The sequence below is a fragment of the Pseudomonas sp. H1_G08 genome (assembly GCF_054681355.1).
The window spans coordinates 378,409-397,914 of the sequence record NZ_CP162822.1 but is presented as its reverse complement, the minus strand read 5'-3'; the positions used below and the strand labels follow the sequence as shown (position 1 = coordinate 397,914).

At 60.0% G+C, this 19,506-nt stretch carries 15 protein-coding genes and 1 riboswitch; of the genes, 10 read left to right on the top strand and 5 right to left on the bottom strand.

What is annotated here, in order from left to right:
• The first annotated feature begins 361 nt into the window (after positions 1-361).
• The 4 genes from AB4N85_RS01830 to AB4N85_RS01815 are packed head-to-tail and all read left to right on the top strand — an operon-like array spanning position 362 to position 4,396.
• The gene (locus AB4N85_RS01830; protein ID WP_024011991.1) at positions 362-1,339 is read left to right on the top strand and encodes a Bug family tripartite tricarboxylate transporter substrate binding protein; all 978 of its coding nucleotides are present in this window, start codon (positions 362-364) and stop codon (positions 1,337-1,339) included.
• A gap of 55 nt (positions 1,340-1,394) precedes the next feature.
• Complete coding sequence (locus AB4N85_RS01825; RefSeq protein WP_095180598.1) at positions 1,395-1,853, top strand: tripartite tricarboxylate transporter TctB family protein; 459 nt, start codon at positions 1,395-1,397, stop codon at positions 1,851-1,853.
• 1 nt (position 1,854) lies between these two features.
• Positions 1,855-3,369: a tripartite tricarboxylate transporter permease gene (locus AB4N85_RS01820; protein WP_016771277.1), complete on the top strand. Its 1,515-nt coding sequence runs from the start codon at positions 1,855-1,857 to the stop codon at positions 3,367-3,369.
• The gene (locus AB4N85_RS01815; protein WP_056783516.1) at positions 3,362-4,396 is read left to right on the top strand and encodes an AbrB family transcriptional regulator; all 1,035 of its coding nucleotides are present in this window, start codon (positions 3,362-3,364) and stop codon (positions 4,394-4,396) included. Before AB4N85_RS01820 ends, AB4N85_RS01815 begins: the two co-directional genes overlap by 8 nt.
• 119 nt (positions 4,397-4,515) lie before the next feature.
• Here the strand turns inward: AB4N85_RS01815 and ung are convergent, their stop codons facing one another.
• Entirely contained in the window at positions 4,516-5,208 is a 693-nt protein-coding gene (gene ung / locus AB4N85_RS01810; protein WP_150636503.1) for a uracil-DNA glycosylase, read from the bottom strand.
• Between the two features lie 132 nt (positions 5,209-5,340).
• On the opposite strand from ung, the gene AB4N85_RS01805 reads away from it, so the two are divergent.
• Entirely contained in the window at positions 5,341-6,453 is a 1,113-nt protein-coding gene (locus AB4N85_RS01805) for an enoyl-CoA hydratase/isomerase family protein (protein WP_252868942.1), read from the top strand.
• 64 nt (positions 6,454-6,517) lie between these two features.
• Here the strand turns inward: AB4N85_RS01805 and AB4N85_RS01800 are convergent, their stop codons facing one another.
• From AB4N85_RS01800 to AB4N85_RS01785, 4 genes are all read right to left on the bottom strand, one after another.
• Positions 6,518-12,049, bottom strand: coding sequence for a calcium-binding protein (locus AB4N85_RS01800; protein ID WP_290127818.1), 5,532 nt, complete (start codon positions 12,047-12,049; stop codon positions 6,518-6,520).
• Positions 12,050-12,051: 2 nt separating this feature from the next.
• Positions 12,052-12,906, bottom strand: a complete 855-nt coding sequence (locus tag AB4N85_RS01795) for a hypothetical protein (RefSeq protein ID WP_217852417.1) — start codon at positions 12,904-12,906, stop codon at positions 12,052-12,054.
• A 1-nt stretch (position 12,907) separates the two neighbouring features.
• A complete protein-coding gene (locus AB4N85_RS01790; protein ID WP_252868941.1) occupies positions 12,908-14,152 on the bottom strand; it encodes a glycosyltransferase family 4 protein in 1,245 nt (414 codons plus the stop codon).
• A 196-nt stretch (positions 14,153-14,348) separates the two neighbouring features.
• Positions 14,349-14,753: a hypothetical protein gene (locus AB4N85_RS01785; protein WP_039760873.1), complete on the bottom strand. Its 405-nt coding sequence runs from the start codon at positions 14,751-14,753 to the stop codon at positions 14,349-14,351.
• 350 nt (positions 14,754-15,103) lie between these two features.
• Positions 15,104-15,204, top strand: a riboswitch (guanidine-I (ykkC/yxkD leader).
• Positions 15,205-15,267: 63 nt separating this feature from the next.
• Between AB4N85_RS01785 and AB4N85_RS01780 the strand changes: the two genes are divergently transcribed.
• Genes AB4N85_RS01780 through AB4N85_RS01760 form a run of 5 tightly spaced genes read left to right on the top strand, consistent with a single transcriptional unit; the run spans position 15,268 to position 19,346 of the window.
• The gene (locus tag AB4N85_RS01780; RefSeq protein ID WP_095180593.1) at positions 15,268-16,335 is read left to right on the top strand and encodes a putative urea ABC transporter substrate-binding protein; all 1,068 of its coding nucleotides are present in this window, start codon (positions 15,268-15,270) and stop codon (positions 16,333-16,335) included.
• 18 nt (positions 16,336-16,353) lie between these two features.
• On the top strand, positions 16,354-17,169 hold the full coding sequence (locus AB4N85_RS01775) for an ABC transporter permease (RefSeq protein ID WP_024011982.1): 816 nt from the start codon (positions 16,354-16,356) through the stop codon (positions 17,167-17,169).
• On the top strand, positions 17,166-17,954 hold the full coding sequence (locus tag AB4N85_RS01770; protein ID WP_252868940.1) for an ABC transporter ATP-binding protein: 789 nt from the start codon (positions 17,166-17,168) through the stop codon (positions 17,952-17,954). The genes AB4N85_RS01775 and AB4N85_RS01770 overlap by 4 nt, the downstream gene beginning before the upstream one ends.
• Before the next feature lie 13 nt (positions 17,955-17,967).
• Positions 17,968-18,693, top strand: a complete 726-nt coding sequence (locus tag AB4N85_RS01765; protein WP_252868939.1) for an urea amidolyase associated protein UAAP1 — start codon at positions 17,968-17,970, stop codon at positions 18,691-18,693.
• Between the two features lie 11 nt (positions 18,694-18,704).
• Positions 18,705-19,346, top strand: a complete 642-nt coding sequence (locus tag AB4N85_RS01760; protein ID WP_016771291.1) for an urea amidolyase associated protein UAAP2 — start codon at positions 18,705-18,707, stop codon at positions 19,344-19,346.
• Positions 19,347-19,506: the final 160 nt, after the last annotated feature.

Here is a 19,506-nt window from a genome sequence, read left to right as displayed (position 1 = left end):
ACCGTGAAAGACAATTGAAAGGTTGTTGAAAGGTTAGCCGGTTAGAGTCGGCCCACGGACAGTTTCGACTGTCGCCGCTGCCGCCACACAGCGCAACGCAAAACGCCATGAAGCGTTTTCGACTCATAAGAACAATAACGGAGTACCCCAGCATGCCCTCCATGCGCACCGAGGCTGTAATGCCTGCTCGCCTTGCTCGATTCCACCGTTGCACCGTCGGCTTCTCGCCGCAGTCCTGTTTCCCCTCCGTTGTTTCAGTCGTTGCGCGCGCGCCGCGAGAAAACTGCGCCTGCCGCTAGGTTTTCGCGTTGCCCTTTGGTCATTCGGTCCATCCATAACAACAACTCCTCTGGAGACTCAAATGAACGTATCACTGCGTAAAGTTGCTCTCGCCGCTGGCGCGATGCTGTTTGCCGGCCAACTCATGGCCGAGCCGAAACGTCCGGAATGCATCGCCCCCGCCTCCCCCGGCGGCGGTTTCGACCTGACCTGCAAACTGGTGCAGAGCGCACTGGTCAACCAGAAGTTGTTGAGCAAGCCGATGCGCGTGACCTACATGCCCGGCGGCGTCGGCGCGGTGGCGTACAACGCGGTGGTGGCACAACGTCCGGCGGATGCCGGCACGCTGGTCGCGTGGTCGAGCGGTTCGCTGTTGAACCTGGCCCAGGGCAAGTTCGGCCGCTTCGATGAAACCAACGTGCGCTGGCTCGCGGCCGTCGGCACCAGCTACGGTGCCATCGCAGTGAAAAGCGATTCGCCCTACAAGACCCTCGACGATCTCGTTCAGGCGTTGAAGAAAGATCCAGGCTCGGTGGTTATCGGCTCCGGCGGCACCGTCGGCAGCCAGGACTGGATGCAGACCGCACTGATCGCCAAGGCCGCCGGCATCAACCCGCGCGAGCTGCGTTATGTGGCACTCGAAGGCGGCGGTGAGATCGCCACGGCCCTGCTCGGCGGCCACATCCAGGTCGGCAGTACCGACATCTCCGACTCCATGCCGCACATCCAGAGCGGTGACATGCGCCTGCTCGCGGTGTTCTCGGACAAGCGTCTCGACGAACCGGAAATGAAGGACATCCCGACCGCTCGCGAGCAAGGCTACGACATCGTCTGGCCGGTGGTGCGCGGCTTCTACCTCGGGCCAAAAGTCAGCGACGAAGACTACGCCTGGTGGAAAGACTCGTTCGACAAACTGCTGGCTTCCGATGAGTTCGCCAAGCTGCGCGATCAGCGTGAGCTGTTCCCGTTCGCCATGACCGGCCCGGAACTGGACACCTACGTGAAGAAGCAGGTCGCCGACTACAAAGTGCTGGCCAAAGAGTTCGGCCTGATCCAGTGATCGTCTCTGTCTAGTGGCTGCGTCTCCTACGCGGGGACGCAGCACAGGAGCTCCCATGCTTATTCAACGCATTTTCGCCTCGGTGTTGCTGCTGGTGTGTGCCGGCTTGGCACTGATGGCGTGGCCGTACCAAGCGGCTTTTTCCTATGAACCCGTCGGCCCACGCGCCTTTCCGCTGCTGATGCTCGGCCTGATGGGGCTGGCGCTGCTGTACATGGTGGTTCGCCCGGCACCCATCAAACACAACCCGGATGAGCCGCCGCTGGATCGCGAAACCCTGACCAAGATAGGTCTGTGCGTGGTGTTGCTGCTGGTGTTTGCCGGCACCTTCGAACCCCTTGGCTTCATCGTGGCCAGCATCATTACCGGCGTACCGATGGCCCGTCTCTATGGCGGCCGCTGGCTGCCGAGCGTGGTCATCATCAGCCTGATGGCGGTTGGTCTCTATCTGCTGTTCGATCGCTTGATGGATGTTCCGCTGCCCCTCGGTCTGCTCAGCGTCCTGGAGAACTGATATGGATACCCTTGGCTATTTGGGTCAGGGCTTCGGCGTCGCGCTGAGCCCGTACAACCTGGTGACCGCACTGTGCGGCACCCTGATCGGCACCGTCGTCGGCCTGTTGCCGGGCCTTGGTCCGATCAATGGCGTGGCGTTGCTGATTCCGATCGCGTTCGCACTCGGCCTGCCGCCGGAGTCGGCGCTGATCCTGCTCGCGGCGGTGTATCTGGGCTGCGAATACGGCGGCCGGATCAGCTCGATCCTGCTGAACATTCCGGGTGAAGCTTCCACCGTCATGACCACCCTCGACGGCTACCCGATGGCTCGTAAAGGTATGGCCGGTGTCGCGCTGTCACTGTCGGCGTGGAGTTCGTTCATCGGCGCGTTCATCGCCACCTGCGGCATGGTGCTGTTTGCGCCGCTGCTGGCGAAATGGGCGATTGCCTTCGGACCGGCGGAATACTTCGTGTTGATGGTGTTCGCGATTGTCTGTCTCGGCGGCATGGCTGGTGATCGACCGTTGAAGACCTTTATTGCGGCGCTGATCGGCCTGTTCCTTTCCACCGTCGGCATCGACGCCAACAGTGGCGTGTACCGTTTCACCGGCGACAACATTCACCTGACCGACGGCATCCAGTTCGTGGTGCTGGTGCTGGGTCTGTTCTCGATCAGCGAAATCCTCCTGCTGCTGGAAAAGACCCACCACGGCCAGGAAGCGGTGAAAGCCACCGGCCGGATGATGTTCAACTTCAAGGAAGCGGCGTCGGTTTTCGTCGTCAACGTGCGCTGCGGCGTGCTCGGTTTCATCATGGGCGTGTTGCCCGGTGCCGGCGCAACGCTCGCCAGTGCCGTGGCCTACATGACCGAGAAGCGCATCGCTGGCACCAGCGGCAAATTCGGTGAAGGTGATCCGCGTGGTCTGGCCGCGCCAGAGACCGCGATCGGCGGCGCGGCGTGCGGCGCTCTCGTTCCGATGCTGACCCTCGGCGTTCCGGGTTCGGGCACCACTGCGGTGATGATCGGCGCGCTGTCGCTGTACAACATCACCCCGGGTCCACTGCTGTTCCAACAGCAACCGGACATCGTCTGGGGTCTGATCGCGTCGTTGTTCATCGCCAACGTGATGCTGGTGATCCTCAACATCCCGATGATCCGCGTATTCACTCGCATCCTCGCCGTGCCGAACTGGGCGCTGGTGCCGATCATCGCGATCATCACCGGGATCGGCGTTTACGCGGTGCACGCGACCACCTTCGATCTGTTCCTGATGATCGGTATCGGCATCTTCGGTTACATCCTGCGCAAGCTGGATTTCCCGCTGTCGCCGCTGCTGCTGGGCTTCATCCTCGGTGGCCTGATGGAGCAGAACCTGCGTCGCGCGCTGTCGATCTCCAATGGCGCGCTGGAGATTCTCTGGTCGAGTCCGATCACCTTCGGTTGCTGGATCCTCACCGCGATCATGCTGCTGATGCCGCTGATTCGCATCTGGCGTAAACGTTCGGCGGCACGGCGCGTCATTGCCGATGTTTGATCGCTTGTCCCTGAAAGCCTGGTGGGGCACCCCGCTGGTCGGTCTGCTTGGCGGTTTCATCGCCAGCCAGATCGGCTGGCCGCTACCGTGGATGGTCGGCTCGTTGCTGGCGATCATCCTGGTGCGCTGCCTGACGCCGTGGCAACTGGCGGAAATCCCTGGCGGGCGCAAGTGCGGCCAGTGGATCGTCGGCATCGGTATCGGCCTGCACTTCACCCCGCTGGTGATGGAACAGGTGCTCAGTCATTTCGGTTTGATTTTCTTCGGTGCATTGGTCACCAGCCTGTCGGCGGTGGTCGGCGTATGGCTGATGCGCCGCACCGGCGAGGATCGCGCCACGGCGTTTTTCTCAAGCATGCCCGGTGGTTCCGGGGAGATGGTCAACCTCGGTGCCCGTAACGGTGCTCTGCTCAGCCATGTCGCGGCCGGGCAGAGTCTGCGGGTGTTGGTGGTGGTGTTGTGCGTGCCGGCGGCGTTCAAGTATCTGCTCGGCGACGGCACGCCGATTTCTCACGCCGGCAGTGTCGATTGGCGCTGGCTGGCGATTCTGTTTCCGGCGGGCGCCCTGCTTGCCTGGCTCTGGCAGCGTTTGCGCCAACCCAATCCATGGCTGTTCGGGCCGTTACTGGTCAGTGCGGCGGTCAGCATCACCTGGGATCTGCACATCGGTTTGCCCAATGGCGGCAGTCAGATCGGCCAATGGCTGATTGGCAGCGGTCTGGGCTGTCACTTCAATCGGCAGTTCTTCCGCCGCGCGCCGTCGTTCATGGGCCGGACGTTGATCGGCACGGCGCTGACCATGTTGATCGCGTCGCTGGCGGCGCTGGGCTTGAGTGCATTGACCCATCTGGATCTGCGTTCGCTGACCCTGGGCATGATGCCGGGCGGGATCGCCGAGATGAGCCTGACGGCGGAGACCCTGCAACTGTCGGTGCCGCTGGTGACGGCGATGCAGGTGATGCGGCTGTTGTTTGTGCTGTTTCTGGCGGAGCCGTTGTTCAAATACTGGAATCGTCATCCCGCCTAAGTCTGCGAGATCGGGTCGCTCTTTTCGCGAGCAGGCTCGCTCCCACAGGGGGTTTGTGGCTTGCACACAATTCCTGTGGGAGCGAGCCTGCTCGCGAAGGGGCCAACCCGGTCGACACATCAAATCGGTGGCAAGCGCCAGTCGATCGGCGTTTCGCCATTCTGTTCGAGAAACTTGTTGGTCCGGCTGAAATGCCCACAGCCCAAAAACCCGCGATACGCCGACAACGGCGACGGATGCACCGAGGTCAGCACCAGGTGCTTGGTCGCGTCGATCAGCTTCTGCTTGCTCTGCGCATGGGCGCCCCAGAGCATGAACACCAGATGCGGCTGCCGCTCGCTGACCACCTCAATGATGCGGTCGGTGAAGTGTTGCCAGCCCTTGTCCTTGTGCGCGTTGGCGTTGGCGCGCTCAACCGTCATGGTGGTGTTGAGCAGCAGCACGCCCTGTTCGGCCCAGCTCTGCAGGTAGCCGTGGTTGGGAATGTCGATATTGAGGTCGCGTTTCAGCTCTTTATAGATGTTGACCAGCGACGGCGGCGCCGGCACGCCCGGTTGCACCGAGAAGCACAGACCGTGGGCCTGGCCCGGGCCGTGATACGGGTCCTGGCCGAGGATCACCACTTTCACCTTGTCCAGCGGCGTCGAATTCAGTGCGTTGAAAATCAATGGTCCCGGCGGATAGATCTCCTTGCCGGCGGCCCGCTCCTGCTGCAGAAAGTTGCGCAACTCTGCCATGTAAGGCTGGTCGAACTCAGCACGCAGTGCCTCCTTCCAGCTCGGTTCGAGTTTGATACGGTCGTCAGCAGTCATGGTCATTTCCGGCAAAAACAATGGGGCGAACCCTAGGAAAGCCGACCACGCTTGTCAATTGATCTGACGCAGATCCGGCACTTTCCCCCATAGCGATCATACTGATCGCTCAAATTTCCGATCGAGGTCACGATGAATCTGCACTTCGAAGAACTTACCGGCACCGACGGCGCACGCATCGGCATCGCCTGCCTGGATGCCGAAAAATCGTTGAACGCGCTGTCACTGTCGATGATCAACGCCCTCAGCGACAAATTGAACGCCTGGGCCAATGACCCGCAAATCGTCTGCGTGCTGCTGCGCGGCAACGGCGCCAAAGCCTTCTGCGCCGGCGGTGAGGTGCGCAGCCTGGTCGAAGCCTGCCGCGCTCACCCCGGCGAAGTCCCGCCGTTGGCCGCGCAGTTTTTCAGCGCGGAATATCGCCTCGATTACAGCCTGCATACCTATCCCAAGCCGCTGATCTGCTGGGGTCACGGTTATGTGCTCGGTGGCGGCATGGGCCTGTTGCAGGGCGCGAGCACGCGGATCGTCACGCCGAGCAGCCGTCTGGCGATGCCGGAAATCACTATTGGACTGTATCCGGACGTCGGCGCCAGTTGGTTTCTCGCCCGATTGCCGGGCAAGCTCGGCTTGTTTCTCGGCCTGACCGGCGCGCACATCAACGGCCGTGATGCGCTGGATCTGGATCTGGCCGATCGCTTCCTGCTCGACGAACAGCAACCGCAATTGATCGAAGGCCTGCTGCAATTGAACTGGCAGGAACAGACCGCCATGCAGCTCAACAGCCTGCTCAAGGCTCTGCAGCAGGAGGCACTTGAGCAAATGCCCGAAGCGCAGTGGCTGCCGCGTCGCCAGCTGATCGACGAACTGCTCGATGTCAGCGACGTCACCTGTGCGTGGAAAGCCATCAGTCTGCACCTCGACAGCAGCGATCCATTGATCGCCCGAGCGGCGAAAACCATGACCGAGGGCTCGCCGCTGACCGCGCATCTGGTTTGGGAACAGATCAGCCGCGCGCGGCACATGTCGCTGGCCGAAGTATTCCAGATGGAATACACCCTGAGCCTCAATTGCTGCCGTCATCCGGAATTCAGCGAAGGCGTGCGTGCGCGGTTGATCGACAAGGATCAGAAGCCGCACTGGCACTGGCCGGATATCAGTAGCGTGCCGGATGCGGTGGTCGAGGCACACTTTCATAAAGTCTGGGAGGGACGGCATCCGTTGGCGGATCTGACCCAGTATTGAGGTGACGCGAGGCCCGCTATGGCGACTGAATTGCCATCGCGGGCCGGCTCAATCGGTCGTCTTGTCAGACATTCAGTTCGTAGAACTCAATGATTTCCCTCATGGCCCGCTGCGCTTCATCGTCGCCCTTTATCAAAATATCCTCGACATCCCTTAATGGCGGAAGCGGGTGCAGGCGCTCGGCAATCTGCGTCGCGCTGTAGTCTTGAGTCGCTGTTCCTTCGCTGACTCTTATGAAGCCAATAGCGCTTTCACCTTCGGCAAAGTGCCTGGAAACCCGGATTTTCGGTGCCATGCCGTAGTCGACCACGATCACCAGATCATCACGCTCACGGTGAAACTTCAGGTTGTCGATCGTCAGCCTGCGTTCGGAAAAATCGATCCCGTCCAGGCCGCCTCCGTTGTTGATGATTACGTCCCTGCCGAGGCCATCGTATCGGTAGATATCATTTCCAGCACCGCCGGTCAGCGTGTCATTGCCCGACCCACCCACCAGCAGATCATCACCGAGGCTGCCCGTGAGCACGTCATCCCCGTGCATGCCTCGGATCTCCCCCGCGCCGCTTATCGTGTCGTTGCCCCGACCGCCCACGAGTGGCAGCGCTCGTTCGTCTCGCAAGGAAGTTGAACGGATGGGATGGTTGACGATGACACCCGTATGAAAAGTCTCGGGCGCAGAGCCGAGCTGACTTGATTCCAGGAGCTGCTTCAAACTTGCGACCGACCCATCGGCGAACTTGACGAGTTCAATACCGGCCCCCTCAAGTTCACCGTTGTGGGGCAAGACGATGCGGACTTTTTGCGTCCCGCCCCATTGGATATCGAGTGTCGGATGAAGCATTTTCGCTTTCGGCGGGTTGCGGTAAGCCGCGCGATCCGGGTTGGGCTCCAGCTCGACATGAGTGGTCTCTATCAGCGCAGCACCCCAGCTCAATTGCAGTGCATCGCGCTGCGCGCCTGCTGGAAGGACGACCGTGTCCTGATCGGACATTCCGTACTCGTCTTTCCACTCCGCTGCGCCAACTTCTGCGCGGTGGAAAACAGGGTTCGGCACATCCGCAATCGTGGTGGTCGCTGCGGCGTACGCTTGCACGATGTAGGTGTCGGCGCCGTCTTCGCCGTAAAGCCAGTCATCCCCTGCCCCGCTGACCAGATAGTCGGCGCCCTCGGCGCCCAGCAAGGTATCGTCACCTGCACCTGCGGATAAAAACGCGCCCGGTGTTCTGTCGCCGACAGTGCCGTAGTCAAGTGGGGAGCCTGCATAAGCGACGATCAGATCATCACCCGCGCCGCCGTGGAAAACGTTTTCCACTTCGACGTTGACTCGCCCGCCGGCATCGTCGCCATGGACGATTTTGCGTTTGATCGTGTCAGTTGTGACATCCCTGCGAAACGCCTTGGGCACTGTTGCGCCCGAACTGAAGCTTGCCGCCGGATAGACGTACCAGCCTTCAAGCGCGCCGGATTCCTCTCGGTCCTCAACCAATACGTCGCCCGAATTGAATGAAAACCCGTTGGCCGAACCGGATCGATAATAGCGAGGCGCCTGAGCTGAGGAAGGCATTGCTCCCTCGGCTTTCACCGGTTTATGTTCGACACGGGTTGTGGTTGTCGACTGCCTTTCACTGACCACGGCGTGCGCTGAATCAACCTTCATCCATGGCGGCGTTTCAGACAGTGTCCCCGCTTCGACGCTGTCCTCGATCAGCTCGGTGTGAGTGGTGTAACCGGTGTCGCTGGTAGTGATATGGCTGCGAACCCAGACGCCTTGCTCATTCAATGTAAAACCTGTGGCGTGTCTGCGGGCGGAGCGTTTTGACTGGATTTGCGCGAGGAACTCATCGGTCCAGTTGACCGCTTGAACAGACGCCACCGGGCCTTGCGCCGCAGCGGTTACATCGTCTCGCTGAAACGGATCCTCAGCTTTGCTTTCAGTGGTTGCCGGGGCGGTGACAGGTTCTGGTACGGGTGATTCGGCCGTCTCTATCGGTGGCAGTGTTTTGCGCAGGACATCTGCGTAATCAAGTACCACGCCCTCGCTGAAATTGAATGTGGAATCCTTCCACCGCTCGTGATTCTTGATGAGTATCGCGTCGCCCGTGCCATTGGCCAGTCGCAACACCGTGCCGACGGTAACTTCGATAACGTCGGCCTTCAGGCTTTGCGCGCAAAACCCTGCACCGAACCTGATGATGTTGCGGCCGCCGGCATCGGTGACGATATCCAGGCCGTCGCCAGCGCCGAAATAGTAGATGTCAGCGCCATCCATGCCATCCAGCACGTCAGCACCGGGACCGCCATCAAACACGTTGTCGCCAGAATCGCCGCGAAGGTAGTCCGTCCCTTCCCCGCCCAGCAAGGTGTCGTTGCCAGCGCCTCCGAGCAGCGTGTCGTTGCCTGAGCCACCGTGCAGATAATCGGCATTCTGCTCGGCCTCAGCGCTGTTTTCGTAATCGCCGGCAAGAATGTCGTCACCCGCGCCGCCGTACAGCGTGTCGGCACCGAAACCACCCTGTAACGTATCGTTTCCTTCACCGCCCTGAAGCACGTCATTGTTGCTTCCGCCCGGTTGCAGGTCAGATACGTCGCCATCGAGAAAATCAGCCCCTGCGCCACCCGTCAGCGTATCCGCGCCACCCATGCCTCGCAGGGTGTCGTCCCCCGCACCGCCATCAAGAAAGTCGTTACCGTGATAACGAACAGAATGCTCAGGGCTATCGCCGATCAGATCGTCATGGCCTTCGCCGCCGAAGAGCAGATCATCGCCACCGCCGCCCCAGAGCGTGTCATCGCCGAGGCCACCGTCCAGCAGATCATCGCCAAAAAAATGCGCGGCATCGCCTTCGACGCCGTCCAGTACGCCGTCATCACCCTGCAAAATGTCGTTGCCAGGGCCGCCATACAAAGCGTCGCTGCCACCGTTACCGCCGAGTGAATCATCACCACTGCCGCCGTCCAGCACATCGTTGCCATGGTGTCTGCTGGGCAGGCCACCGCCCCAATCGAGGTTGTCACCAAGCATCACGTCGTTGCCGCTGCCACCGGCCAGGGTGTCGTTACCTTGATCGCCTTTGAGAAAATCGTCGTCAGCTCCGCCGTCAAGCAGGTCCTCCCCCCAGCCGCCGTCGATAAAGTCCTTGCCACCCTGCCCGTACAGCACGTCGTCACCGCCCTCGGACGCACTGTTTATCGAGGCCTTTGAAAAGACCGTTCGGTGACTGGTCACACCGCCAGCAATAGTGACGGTAGCGTGTTTGACCGCCCAACCCTGCTCCAGCGCACCGGTGGTTTCGTCTCCGGATAACACATCGTCGCCAGCACCACCGATCAAGGTATCCCGGTCATTGCCACCGAGCAGAACATCTCGGGATGCCGTACCGATAAGCAAATCGTCACCTTGCCCGCCGTCGAGCCAGTCTCCGCGATTCGCCTTGCCCTTGGCGTCACCGTCGGCCATAGCTTTTTCGAGCGTCGTCTGCTTGTCGCCGAATAACCGATCGTCTCCAGCCTTGCCAAACAATCGATCAGAACCGCCCAGGCCGAGAATGACATCGTCTGCGGCGGAACCGTAAAGTACGTCGGCCTTGTTGCGCTGTTTGACCTTGGGCAGCAGCACCACGTTGCCCAGCTCATCAAAGGAGGGCTGATCGCCGGGGACAGTGGGATCGGCGTCTTTGGCTTTCCAGTCGCCCTGAAGCGTCAAATCCGCAGCAGTGAGCGGCTGCCCCTCGTATTCAGGGAGGCGGATGCCAAGCATCCCGGGCTGGAAGTTTTTGATCACCACCAGATCGCCCTGGCCGTATTTGATGTTGAGGGTGTTTTCAACAAGCGCCAGGGTGATGGACCGATCCTCGGTAGACCAGATGTTGCTCAGAGGCGCGCGGCGTTTGAGTGCGGGAATCGGTGCGCCGTTGATCCACAGCTGCCCATCGGCGTTGGCATCAAGAATCTCGTCGAGGCCATCGCCGCTGGCGAATTCATAACGGTCGTTGCCTTCGCCCCCGATCAAGGAGTCGTTACCCTTTCCTCCGATCAGAACATCGTCACCGGCCATCCCGTACAACTCATCATTGCCGTCACCTCCGGTTAGCGAGTCATTGCCGTGACCACCTTCAATTACATCGTGACCGGCCATCCCATCGATTGAGTCATTGCCCTCGCCGCCATACAGATGATCGGCATTGGCGCCACCGGCGAAAGATCGCCCGCCGTCATCACCGAACATGGCCAACGAGTTCAGCACTCCGGTGGTCATCGGCGCCTGTTTGCCGGAGGCGAGATCGGAGTAGGAAAACTGCTGCAGCGAGTGTTCGCCAAACGAGCCTTGGGTTCGGGCAATCAAACGGGCGAGCATCTGCGCACGGTCCGCCAGCCACTGCGCGGTGATAAAGCCTTCGCCAGTGTGCGGATCGTAAAGCTCGAGGTTGCGGTCGGGATAACCGTCGGCTCGCTCTATGACGACTTCACTGAGTTGCTGCAAAGAGTTGCGCAACGCCAGACCGAGCGGCGTCGCCTCGCCTGCCAGTTTTGCCCATGCATTGGCATTGCCGAACTCGCCTATTGTCCGGGTGACGATGCTTTGCGACTGCTCTGGGGAGAATGCCGAGAAGAAGGCGTAAGCATTGCTGGCGAAGGTGTCGTTGGTGGTGGGTGTGGCAGCAGAATCGCCGTCGTGAGTGCGCTTGAACATGTCGAGAAATTCGTTCTGGCCGTAGCGCAAGATCAGCTCGACCACGGCGGCAACAGGCGTGCCTTTGACTACATGCTGAATCAGCGGATTCACACTGCCACTGGCCAGCGCGATGTTGATTTGCTCGGGTACGACCGATAGCAGACTTTGCAGTGGATTGACGCCGAAATTACTGATCGCCGCTCGCAGGCCGACGCTGTAGGCGTCGATGGCGAAGAGAATGTTTTTATAGTCGTCGAGCCGGTTGGGTTTTGCCTGAGTGGGTGGGCCGCCATCTTCCGCATCCGGGTCGCCCGCAGAGATCAGTCTCCACGTTTCATAGGGAGGTTTACCGCCCAACAGGCTGAATCCGACTGTTCCAGACCAACCGGAGTTACGTTTCACGGCGGTGTCGTCCTCCCCGCAAACCTCCTTGAACAGGGCCTCGCCAATCGCGCTGGCGTCGATTTCTGCGATCTGGCTGATTGACGGAACGGTCCAGGGTGCCAGTTGACCGGCAAGGGATCCGTTGATCAGGGTATTGATGAAGTTGACGGCAACCTGGTTGGATGAAAGCTGCATCAGGTCTTCACTGAAAATTGTATTCAGTCTCAGTTCACCCTGGCGGGAGGTGTAACCACGAATCAGGGCAGAGTAGGCACCGTTTCCACCGTTGGCATCAATGGCCACGGCAAGCCAGAGTCTGGCGCTTTTCAGCACTTCTCCGGCCTCTTTATCGGCAGTTACAACGTCAGAAACTTTTTCACCAATAATATCGAATAGCTTTTGGTACAGGGGGGCGCAGCTTGCCCCTGCTATTTTCAGCGCATCGTACTGAATTTGTTTTGAGCTCAGCCTCATTCCTTTGCAAATATTAGCCGCGTTGAAAATCTCTGATTTTTCCATGTCGCTAAAAACATAACTCATTGTTACTTCCTTGTAATAACAGCCCGTGAAAGATAACCACTGAGATACTTGAGCATCTCAGGTGCTTCGCGTAATGACGCTAATCCGAGTTTTACGCCACCGTGCCCACCAGCGAAGTCGAAGTTATCCAGATTGATAGCGCAGAAGAAATTCAGTTTGCCGAAATCAAGATTTTCCAATTCAGTTCTGCTGAACCTTGCCAGTTTCTCGTCAGTCAGCTTTTCCTCCGAAGCCGGGCGAATCAAGCCGTCACAGTTGATCAACCGAGGGGTTCCATCTCGCCGCGGCCAGCCAGTAATGACAAACGTTCTAACCGAATCTTCATTCTTGAAATGCGGCGGAGGTGCATCGAGCCAAATCTCCAGCCCCGGATAATTCTTTAGTTTCACAATCAACTCATCCGGCCAGTTGACGTGCCGATAACCCCGCTCATGGGGTTCGGTGGTTTCTTTCCTGGTAAAAAGTCCGGCGTTCAATTTATAGAGCCGCCAACTTTTGGGGATCGACTCTGCGCGCTGATCCTGGTACCGGTGCAGCCCCGTCCCGGTCCACCAGAAAAGCCCCTTCAGAGCAATCGCCAGACACGCTTTCTTGTTGACCATTTCAGGCATGCCTACGTAAAACTCAGGGACCAGCGTCTTATCTATATAGGCGCCGCCTAATATCGGCACTTGCTGCATGCTCGCCAGCTTGTTCTGGCAAGCTTTCTCGTTTGCCTGGTGAATAGCCGCCGACTCGGCAGTTTGTTCTTTGCGAATATAAAATTCCGCTACGCAGTAACAGACATAAAAGAACAATCCATACTTCAACAACCTTTTAAACCACTTGATCGCCTGCTTACGCGACTTCCTGGACATTTCAAACCTCCCGCTCAAACTGCGGAACGGTTGGTATGTCGCTATGCCCGGATATCGCGCTTGCAAAAACCTCAAAATATTGGCTCACGCCCGATTCCACACTGAACCGACCTGCCGTCAACTTCGCGGCGCTGGCAAGACCACCGTACTCACCTGCCGACTTCAAAACCTTGCTTACACTTCTGGCAATTTCTTGATGGTCAAAGAAATCCACCAATATTCCATTAGCCCCCTCGACAATGACTTCCCTTACCGGAGCCGTATCCGACGCAACAACCACACAACCGGACGCCATCGCCTCCAGTAACGACCACGACAAGACAAACGGATACGTCAAATAGACATGAACTTTCGAACACTGCAGAACCGCTCGATAAGTCTGGTAGGGAAGTTTCCCTGTGAAATGCACTCTGGAGTGATCGAAACTGACCTCCGCCTCCATCCTGCTGCGCCAATCCGGGTACCCGACCGGCTTACTCCCATAACTGACACCGTCACCGCCAACCACGATGATCTGCGCATCGGGGCACTCGGCCTGAATAAGCGGGATCGCTCGCATGAAACTGTGAAAGCCGCGATAAGGCTCAAGGTTTCTGGCGACATAGGTAACGATCGGCTGTCCGGCTTTGAGCTCGATTCCATTGGGCAATCTGACTGCCCCGACTTTCGCCAAGTCAGCACGTTGAATCACACCTTCGTGAATGACCCGAATCGCCGACCGGTAAGCGGCCGGAAACAGGCTGCGCTGCCACTGCGTGGGCGCGATTGCGATATCGCATTGTTGAAGATTCAACAGATGCAGCGAGTTGAGCACTCGCAGCCGTGACGACTCCCTTGCGGCTCGGCGGAATTCAGGGTCGAACCCGCAATCGGCGCCCTGCGCTCGATAGTAATACTCGCAATAGTGAATCAGCGGCGTATCGGCATAGACGTCCTTGGCAAACAGCGTCTCTCCCCATCCGGGATGACCAAGAATCACGTCTGGCTGATAGCCCGAACGTTTCAGCCTGCCCAGGATTTCAAAAACTTTCTGCCCGTCGATCACCGCTTGTTCGTAGCGGATCAGATACGGGTGAATATTGCCGGGCGCTCGGCTGGTCGCTCGATATCGATGGATTTCCACACCGGCGACGCCCGGTGCAGTGTCCCGACCTACCGCCATAACCTCATCACCGCGCTCCAGCGCCGCCAGCACCACATGACGGAACTGACCCGGAAAATTTTGGTGAATAACCAGAAGCTTCATAGCGCTAAACGTCCATTTTTCGCCGCTATCGAGCTGAGGATTGCTCGCCTCGTTCGGCATCCACGAACGCTAACAAACGCCACGAAATGAAACTGTAGGACGCTTCCGGGAATCTCCTAGGAGATGGCCAACGGAACAACTTTTCGCCGGGCAAAAAAAAGCGGCGCTTGATGCGCCGCTTGTTCATTGCAGAGATTTACCAGCGGTTGCCACGGCCGTTGTAGTCACGCCGACCGCTGTGGCGATCATAGTTGCCGCGACCGCGGTGGTCATTGTCCCAACCGCCGCGACGGTGGCCGTCCCAGCGTCCGCGATCATTGCCGTGCCAGCGACGGCTTTCGTAGTAACGCGGGGCCGGTTGGTAGTGCCGCGGCGCCTGGTAATAACGTGGTTGCTGGTAGTAACGCGGCGCTGGCTGGTAGTAGCGCGGCTGGGTGTAATAGGTGCCGCCGCTGCGGTAATAGGAGCCGCCACCGCTGTAATAGGCCGGTGCGGGTGATGTGTAGACCTCTGACCTGTAGTAGCTGTCTCCATAGGAATAAGGAACGCATCCGCCAAGGGAAAAAAGCATCACGGCAAGCAGTACGATTCGGCGATACATGGCGGCCTCCTGGACCGCGGGTTGGCCACACCAGCGACGCTGGCAGGCGACCGTCAGCAATTGCGTGACTGTCGAAGAATCAGACAGCGGTTTCGGAATCTGGTGCGTTCCTGCAACAAGTTGAAACAAGTGATCATGAAATCTTGTTTATCCGCAAAATCAGCGACCCGTGAAGCGTAACCGCGCTGCATGACGGTGCAACCACGCACCACCACGATGCGCTGTCGCTCGGCCCGCTCACCTCGGCAATCCAGCAGATCCCCGCCGCAGAGGCCTCGGCCCGACTTGGCACGTCTCTCGCTTTAGCAAACCCGTGCAGGAGTCATCACAGGTTCGCGGCACCACAATTTGCAATGGCTGACTAGGGTTCCGGCTCGCAATCGCGAGTGGCTGGTCCGAGAGTTGGCGACCTCCAGTTGAGGTTACACGGCGGGACAAAAGCCCGGGAGACAAGCCACCGTTCGCGGTGCCGCGTTGCCTTCCTGTCCGCCCTCGATCAACTGGAGAATCCGCAATGATCCGACTACGTTTCCCCGCCCTGCTCGCCGCCGCTTTCGCCGCGCTCATCAGCACGCAATCTTCCGCCGCCCAGAAAGACCACTTCAGCGTGTGCTGGACGATCTACGCCGGCTGGATGCCATGGGAATACGCCGGCAGCCAGGGCATCGTCGACAAATGGGCGAAGAAATACGGGATCAAGATCGACGTCGTGCAGCTCAACGACTACGTCGAATCAATCAACCAGTACACCGCCGGCCAGTTCGACGGCTGCACCATGACCAACATGGATGCGCTGACCATTCCCGCTGCCGGTGGCGTTGACAGCACCGCGTTGATCGTCAGCGATTTCTCCAATGGCAACGACGGCATCGTGCTCAAAGGCGAAGGTAAAAAAGTCGCCGATCTGAAAGGCATGGACGTCAATCTGGTCGAGCTGTCGGTCTCCCATTACCTGCTGGCCCGCGCGCTGGACTCGGTGGACCTGACCGAGAAAGACCTGAAAGTGGTCAACACCTCCGACGCCGACATTGCCGCCGCGTTCAACACCGACGACGTCAACGCCGTGACCACCTGGAACCCGATGCTCTCGGATATCAAAGCCAAACCCGGCGTCACCGAAGTGTTCAATTCCAGCCAGATCCCCGGCGAGATCATGGACATGATGGTGGTCAACAGCGCCACCCTCAAAGACAACCCGGCGCTGGGCAAAGCGCTGACCGGGGCGTGGTTCGAAGTGGTCGCTTTGATGAACGCGAAAAGTGCCGCGAGCAAAGCTGCGCTGGAGCACATGGCCAAGGCCTCGGGAACTGATCTCGCCGGCTTCCAGGCGCAACTGGACACCACAAAACTGTTCGCCACGCCGAGCGAAGCGCTGAATTTCGCCACCAGCAAACAACTGCCGGACACCATGCGCAAGGTCGCCGAATTCTCCTTCGAGCATGGTCTGCTCGGCGAAGGCGCGAAGGACCCGAGCGCGGTCGGCATGTCCTTCGCCAACGGCGTGACCAGCGGCGACACCGCCAATCTCAAGCTGCGTTTCGATCCGACTTACGTGCAGATGGCCGCCGACGCCAAGCTGTAAGCCACGGAGGATTTGGCCATGCGCCTGATCAATCGCCACCCCGATCGCCCGAGTCGCCTGTTGCTGGTGATCCTGCCGTTCGCGCTGGTGCTGTTCGCCTACTTCACAGGCTCGGCCGAGCGCCTGGCGGACAACCCCAACGACAAACTGCTGCCCAGCGCCGTGCAGATGAGCGACGCGGTAAAACGCCTGGCCTTCAACGCCGACAGCCGCACCGGCGAATACCTGTTGTGGCAAGACACTGCGTCGAGTCTGCGGCGCTTGGCCATCGGCCTCGGCATCGCGGCGCTGGCAGGTCTTTGCCTCGGTATTGCGGCGGGCACCCTGCCGCTGTTCGGCGCGCCGTTGTCGCCGCTGCTAACGGTGCTGTCGATGGTGCCGCCGCTGGCGATCCTGCCGATTCTGTTCATCGTCTTCGGGCTGGGCGAGTTGTCGAAAGTCATGCTGATCGTCATCGGCATCACCCCGGCGCTGGCCCGGGATCTGGAACAGCGTGCCCGCGACATTCCGGTCGAACTGCTGATCAAGGCGCAGACCCTGGGCGCCTCGACCTGGACGCTGATGCTGCGCGTGGTCTTGCCGCAGCTGTTGCCGCGCTTGCTGATCTCGCTGCGCTTGATGCTCGGTTCGGCGTGGCTGTTCCTGATTGCCGCCGAGGCGATCGCCTCCACCGACGGCCTCGGCTACCGGATCTTTCTGGTGCGGCGCTACTTGGCGATGGACGTAATTCTGCCCTACGTGGTGTGGATCACCCTGCTCGCCTGGCTGATGGACTGGGGCCTGAAACAGCTGACCCAGCGCGCTTTCCCTTGGTATGAGGGAGCGGCGAAATGAGCTTCATCACAGTAAAAAACGTCTGGCAGCAGTACGCCGATCAAGTGGTGCTGGAAGGCTTGAACCTGAGCGTCAACGAGGGCGAGTTCTGCACCTTGGTCGGCGCCTCCGGTTGCGGCAAATCGACCTTCCTGCGCCTGCTGCTCGGCCAGGAAAGCGCCAGTCGCGGGGAGATTCTGCTCGACGGCCAGCCCTTGGCCAGCGAGCCGGATGCCAGCCGTGGCGTGGTCTTTCAGCGCTACTCGGTGTTCCCGCATCTGAGCGTGCTCGACAACGTCGCCCTCGGTCTCGAATTGCCGCGCGCGCCCTTGCTTGGCCGGCTGTTCGGCAACGCCAAACGCGAGGCTCGCGAGCAGGCTGCAGCCCTGCTGAGCAAAGTCGGCCTCGGCCATGCGCTGGACAAATACCCGGCGCAGCTGTCCGGCGGCATGCAGCAACGGCTGGCGATTGCCCAGGCGCTGATCATGAAGCCGCGCGTGTTGCTGCTCGACGAGCCCTTCGGCGCACTCGACCCGGGCATTCGCAAAGACATGCACGCGCTGCTGCTGGAGCTGTGGCGCGAGACGCAACTGACGGTGTTCATGGTCACCCACGACCTGTCCGAAGGCTTCAGCCTCGGCACGCGTCTGCTGGTGTTCGACAAGGTGCGCCTCGACCCGCACGCCCCCGGCGCCTATGGCGCACGCATCACCTACGACATCCCGTTGAACAGCGACCGCCGCGCCCAGCGCGCCGCCGTCGAGGCCCTGCCGCTGCCGCTGGCGGGCACCCTTCGCACTGCTTGAGAGGACTGCTGCAATGACTGATTCAATCCAACTCTTCCCACCCTTCGCTGAAGAACTGCTGCCGGGCGGCGGCCACCGTTCGTTCGTGCTCAAGCGCGGCCAATTGCTGCGCCTGACCGACCTGCGCGGCGGCGCCAATGCCAGCCTGACCTTGCTTAATGCCAATGAAAAAACCGAGCGGCTGAACCTGCCCGACAGCCTCAAATGCCAACACACCGCCAAGCTCACCGCCGGCCACTGCCTGTACTCGGACATGGGCCGCGTGCTCGCCGCGATCACCGCCGACACCTGCGGCTGGAGCGATAGCCTCGGCGGCGTGCTGTGCGCGCAAGAGGTCGCAGAAAAATACGGCCAGGGCCGCTATCAGGAACTGCGCAACGGCTTCTTTCGCAACGGCACCGACAACCTGCTGGTGGAACTCGGCAAGTGGGGCCTGGGCCTGTCCGACCTGCTGATGACCCTGAATCTGTTCAGCCGCGTGAACGTCGATGAGGCCGGGCGTTTCCACTTCGTCGAGGGCAATTCGAAGGCAGGTGACTACATCGAGTTGTACGCGCCGATGGACACCCTGGTGGTGCTCACCGCCCTGCAACATCCGATGGACCCGTCACCCGAATACGCCCCGAAACCCTTGAAGCTGAGCTGGATGAACGCCGACGCCAGCGTCGCCGAACACTGCCGCACTTCGCGCCCGGAAAACGAGCGCGGCTTTATCAACACCGACCGTTTGTTCGCCTGAGGATCGCTGCCATGTCACTCGCAATTGCCACTTCGCACAAGCAAGCCGACAGCGCGATCTACCGCGCCACCATTCCCGCCGGCGAGCCCTGGCTGATGGAAGTCAAGGCCGGGCAGACCCTGCGCATCCTCGATCTGGAAGGCAATCAGGCCGTCGACACTTTGTTTTACAGCCTCGCCAACCCGAAGGAACGCTACGACGTGCAACGCACCTTGCGTAGGCAGAACAGCGTCTACCTGAGCACCGGCAGCGTGCTGTATTCGAACCTCGGCCAGCCGATGCTGACCATCGTTGCCGACACTTGCGGGCGCCACGACACCCTCGGCGGCGCCTGCGCGCAAGAGAGCAACACCGTGCGCTACGCCCTGGAAAAACGCTACATGCACAGCTGCCGCGACAACTACCTGCGCGCCTGCGCCCACGACGGCCGATTGAGCAAGAGCGACATCGGGCCGAACATCAATTTCTTCATGAACGTGCCAGTGACGGCGGACGGCGGGCTGACTTTCGAGGACGGTATTTCGGCGCCGGGCAAGTACGTCGACTTGCGCGCCGAGATGGACGTGATCGTGCTGATTTCCAACTGCCCGCAGTTGAACAACCCGTGCAATGCCTACAACCCGACCCCGGCGGAGTTGCTGGTATGGAACTGACCATCAGCCGTTTACGCCGTTGGCTTTTTGCCCTGTGCCAGGCGCGTTCCGGGCAGTGCCTGAAACCTTCAAGGCACTGATAGTCCTGTGGGAGCTGGCTTGCCAGCGATTGCGGTGTTTCAGTCACCAACAATGTTGGATGTGCCGACCTCATCGCTGG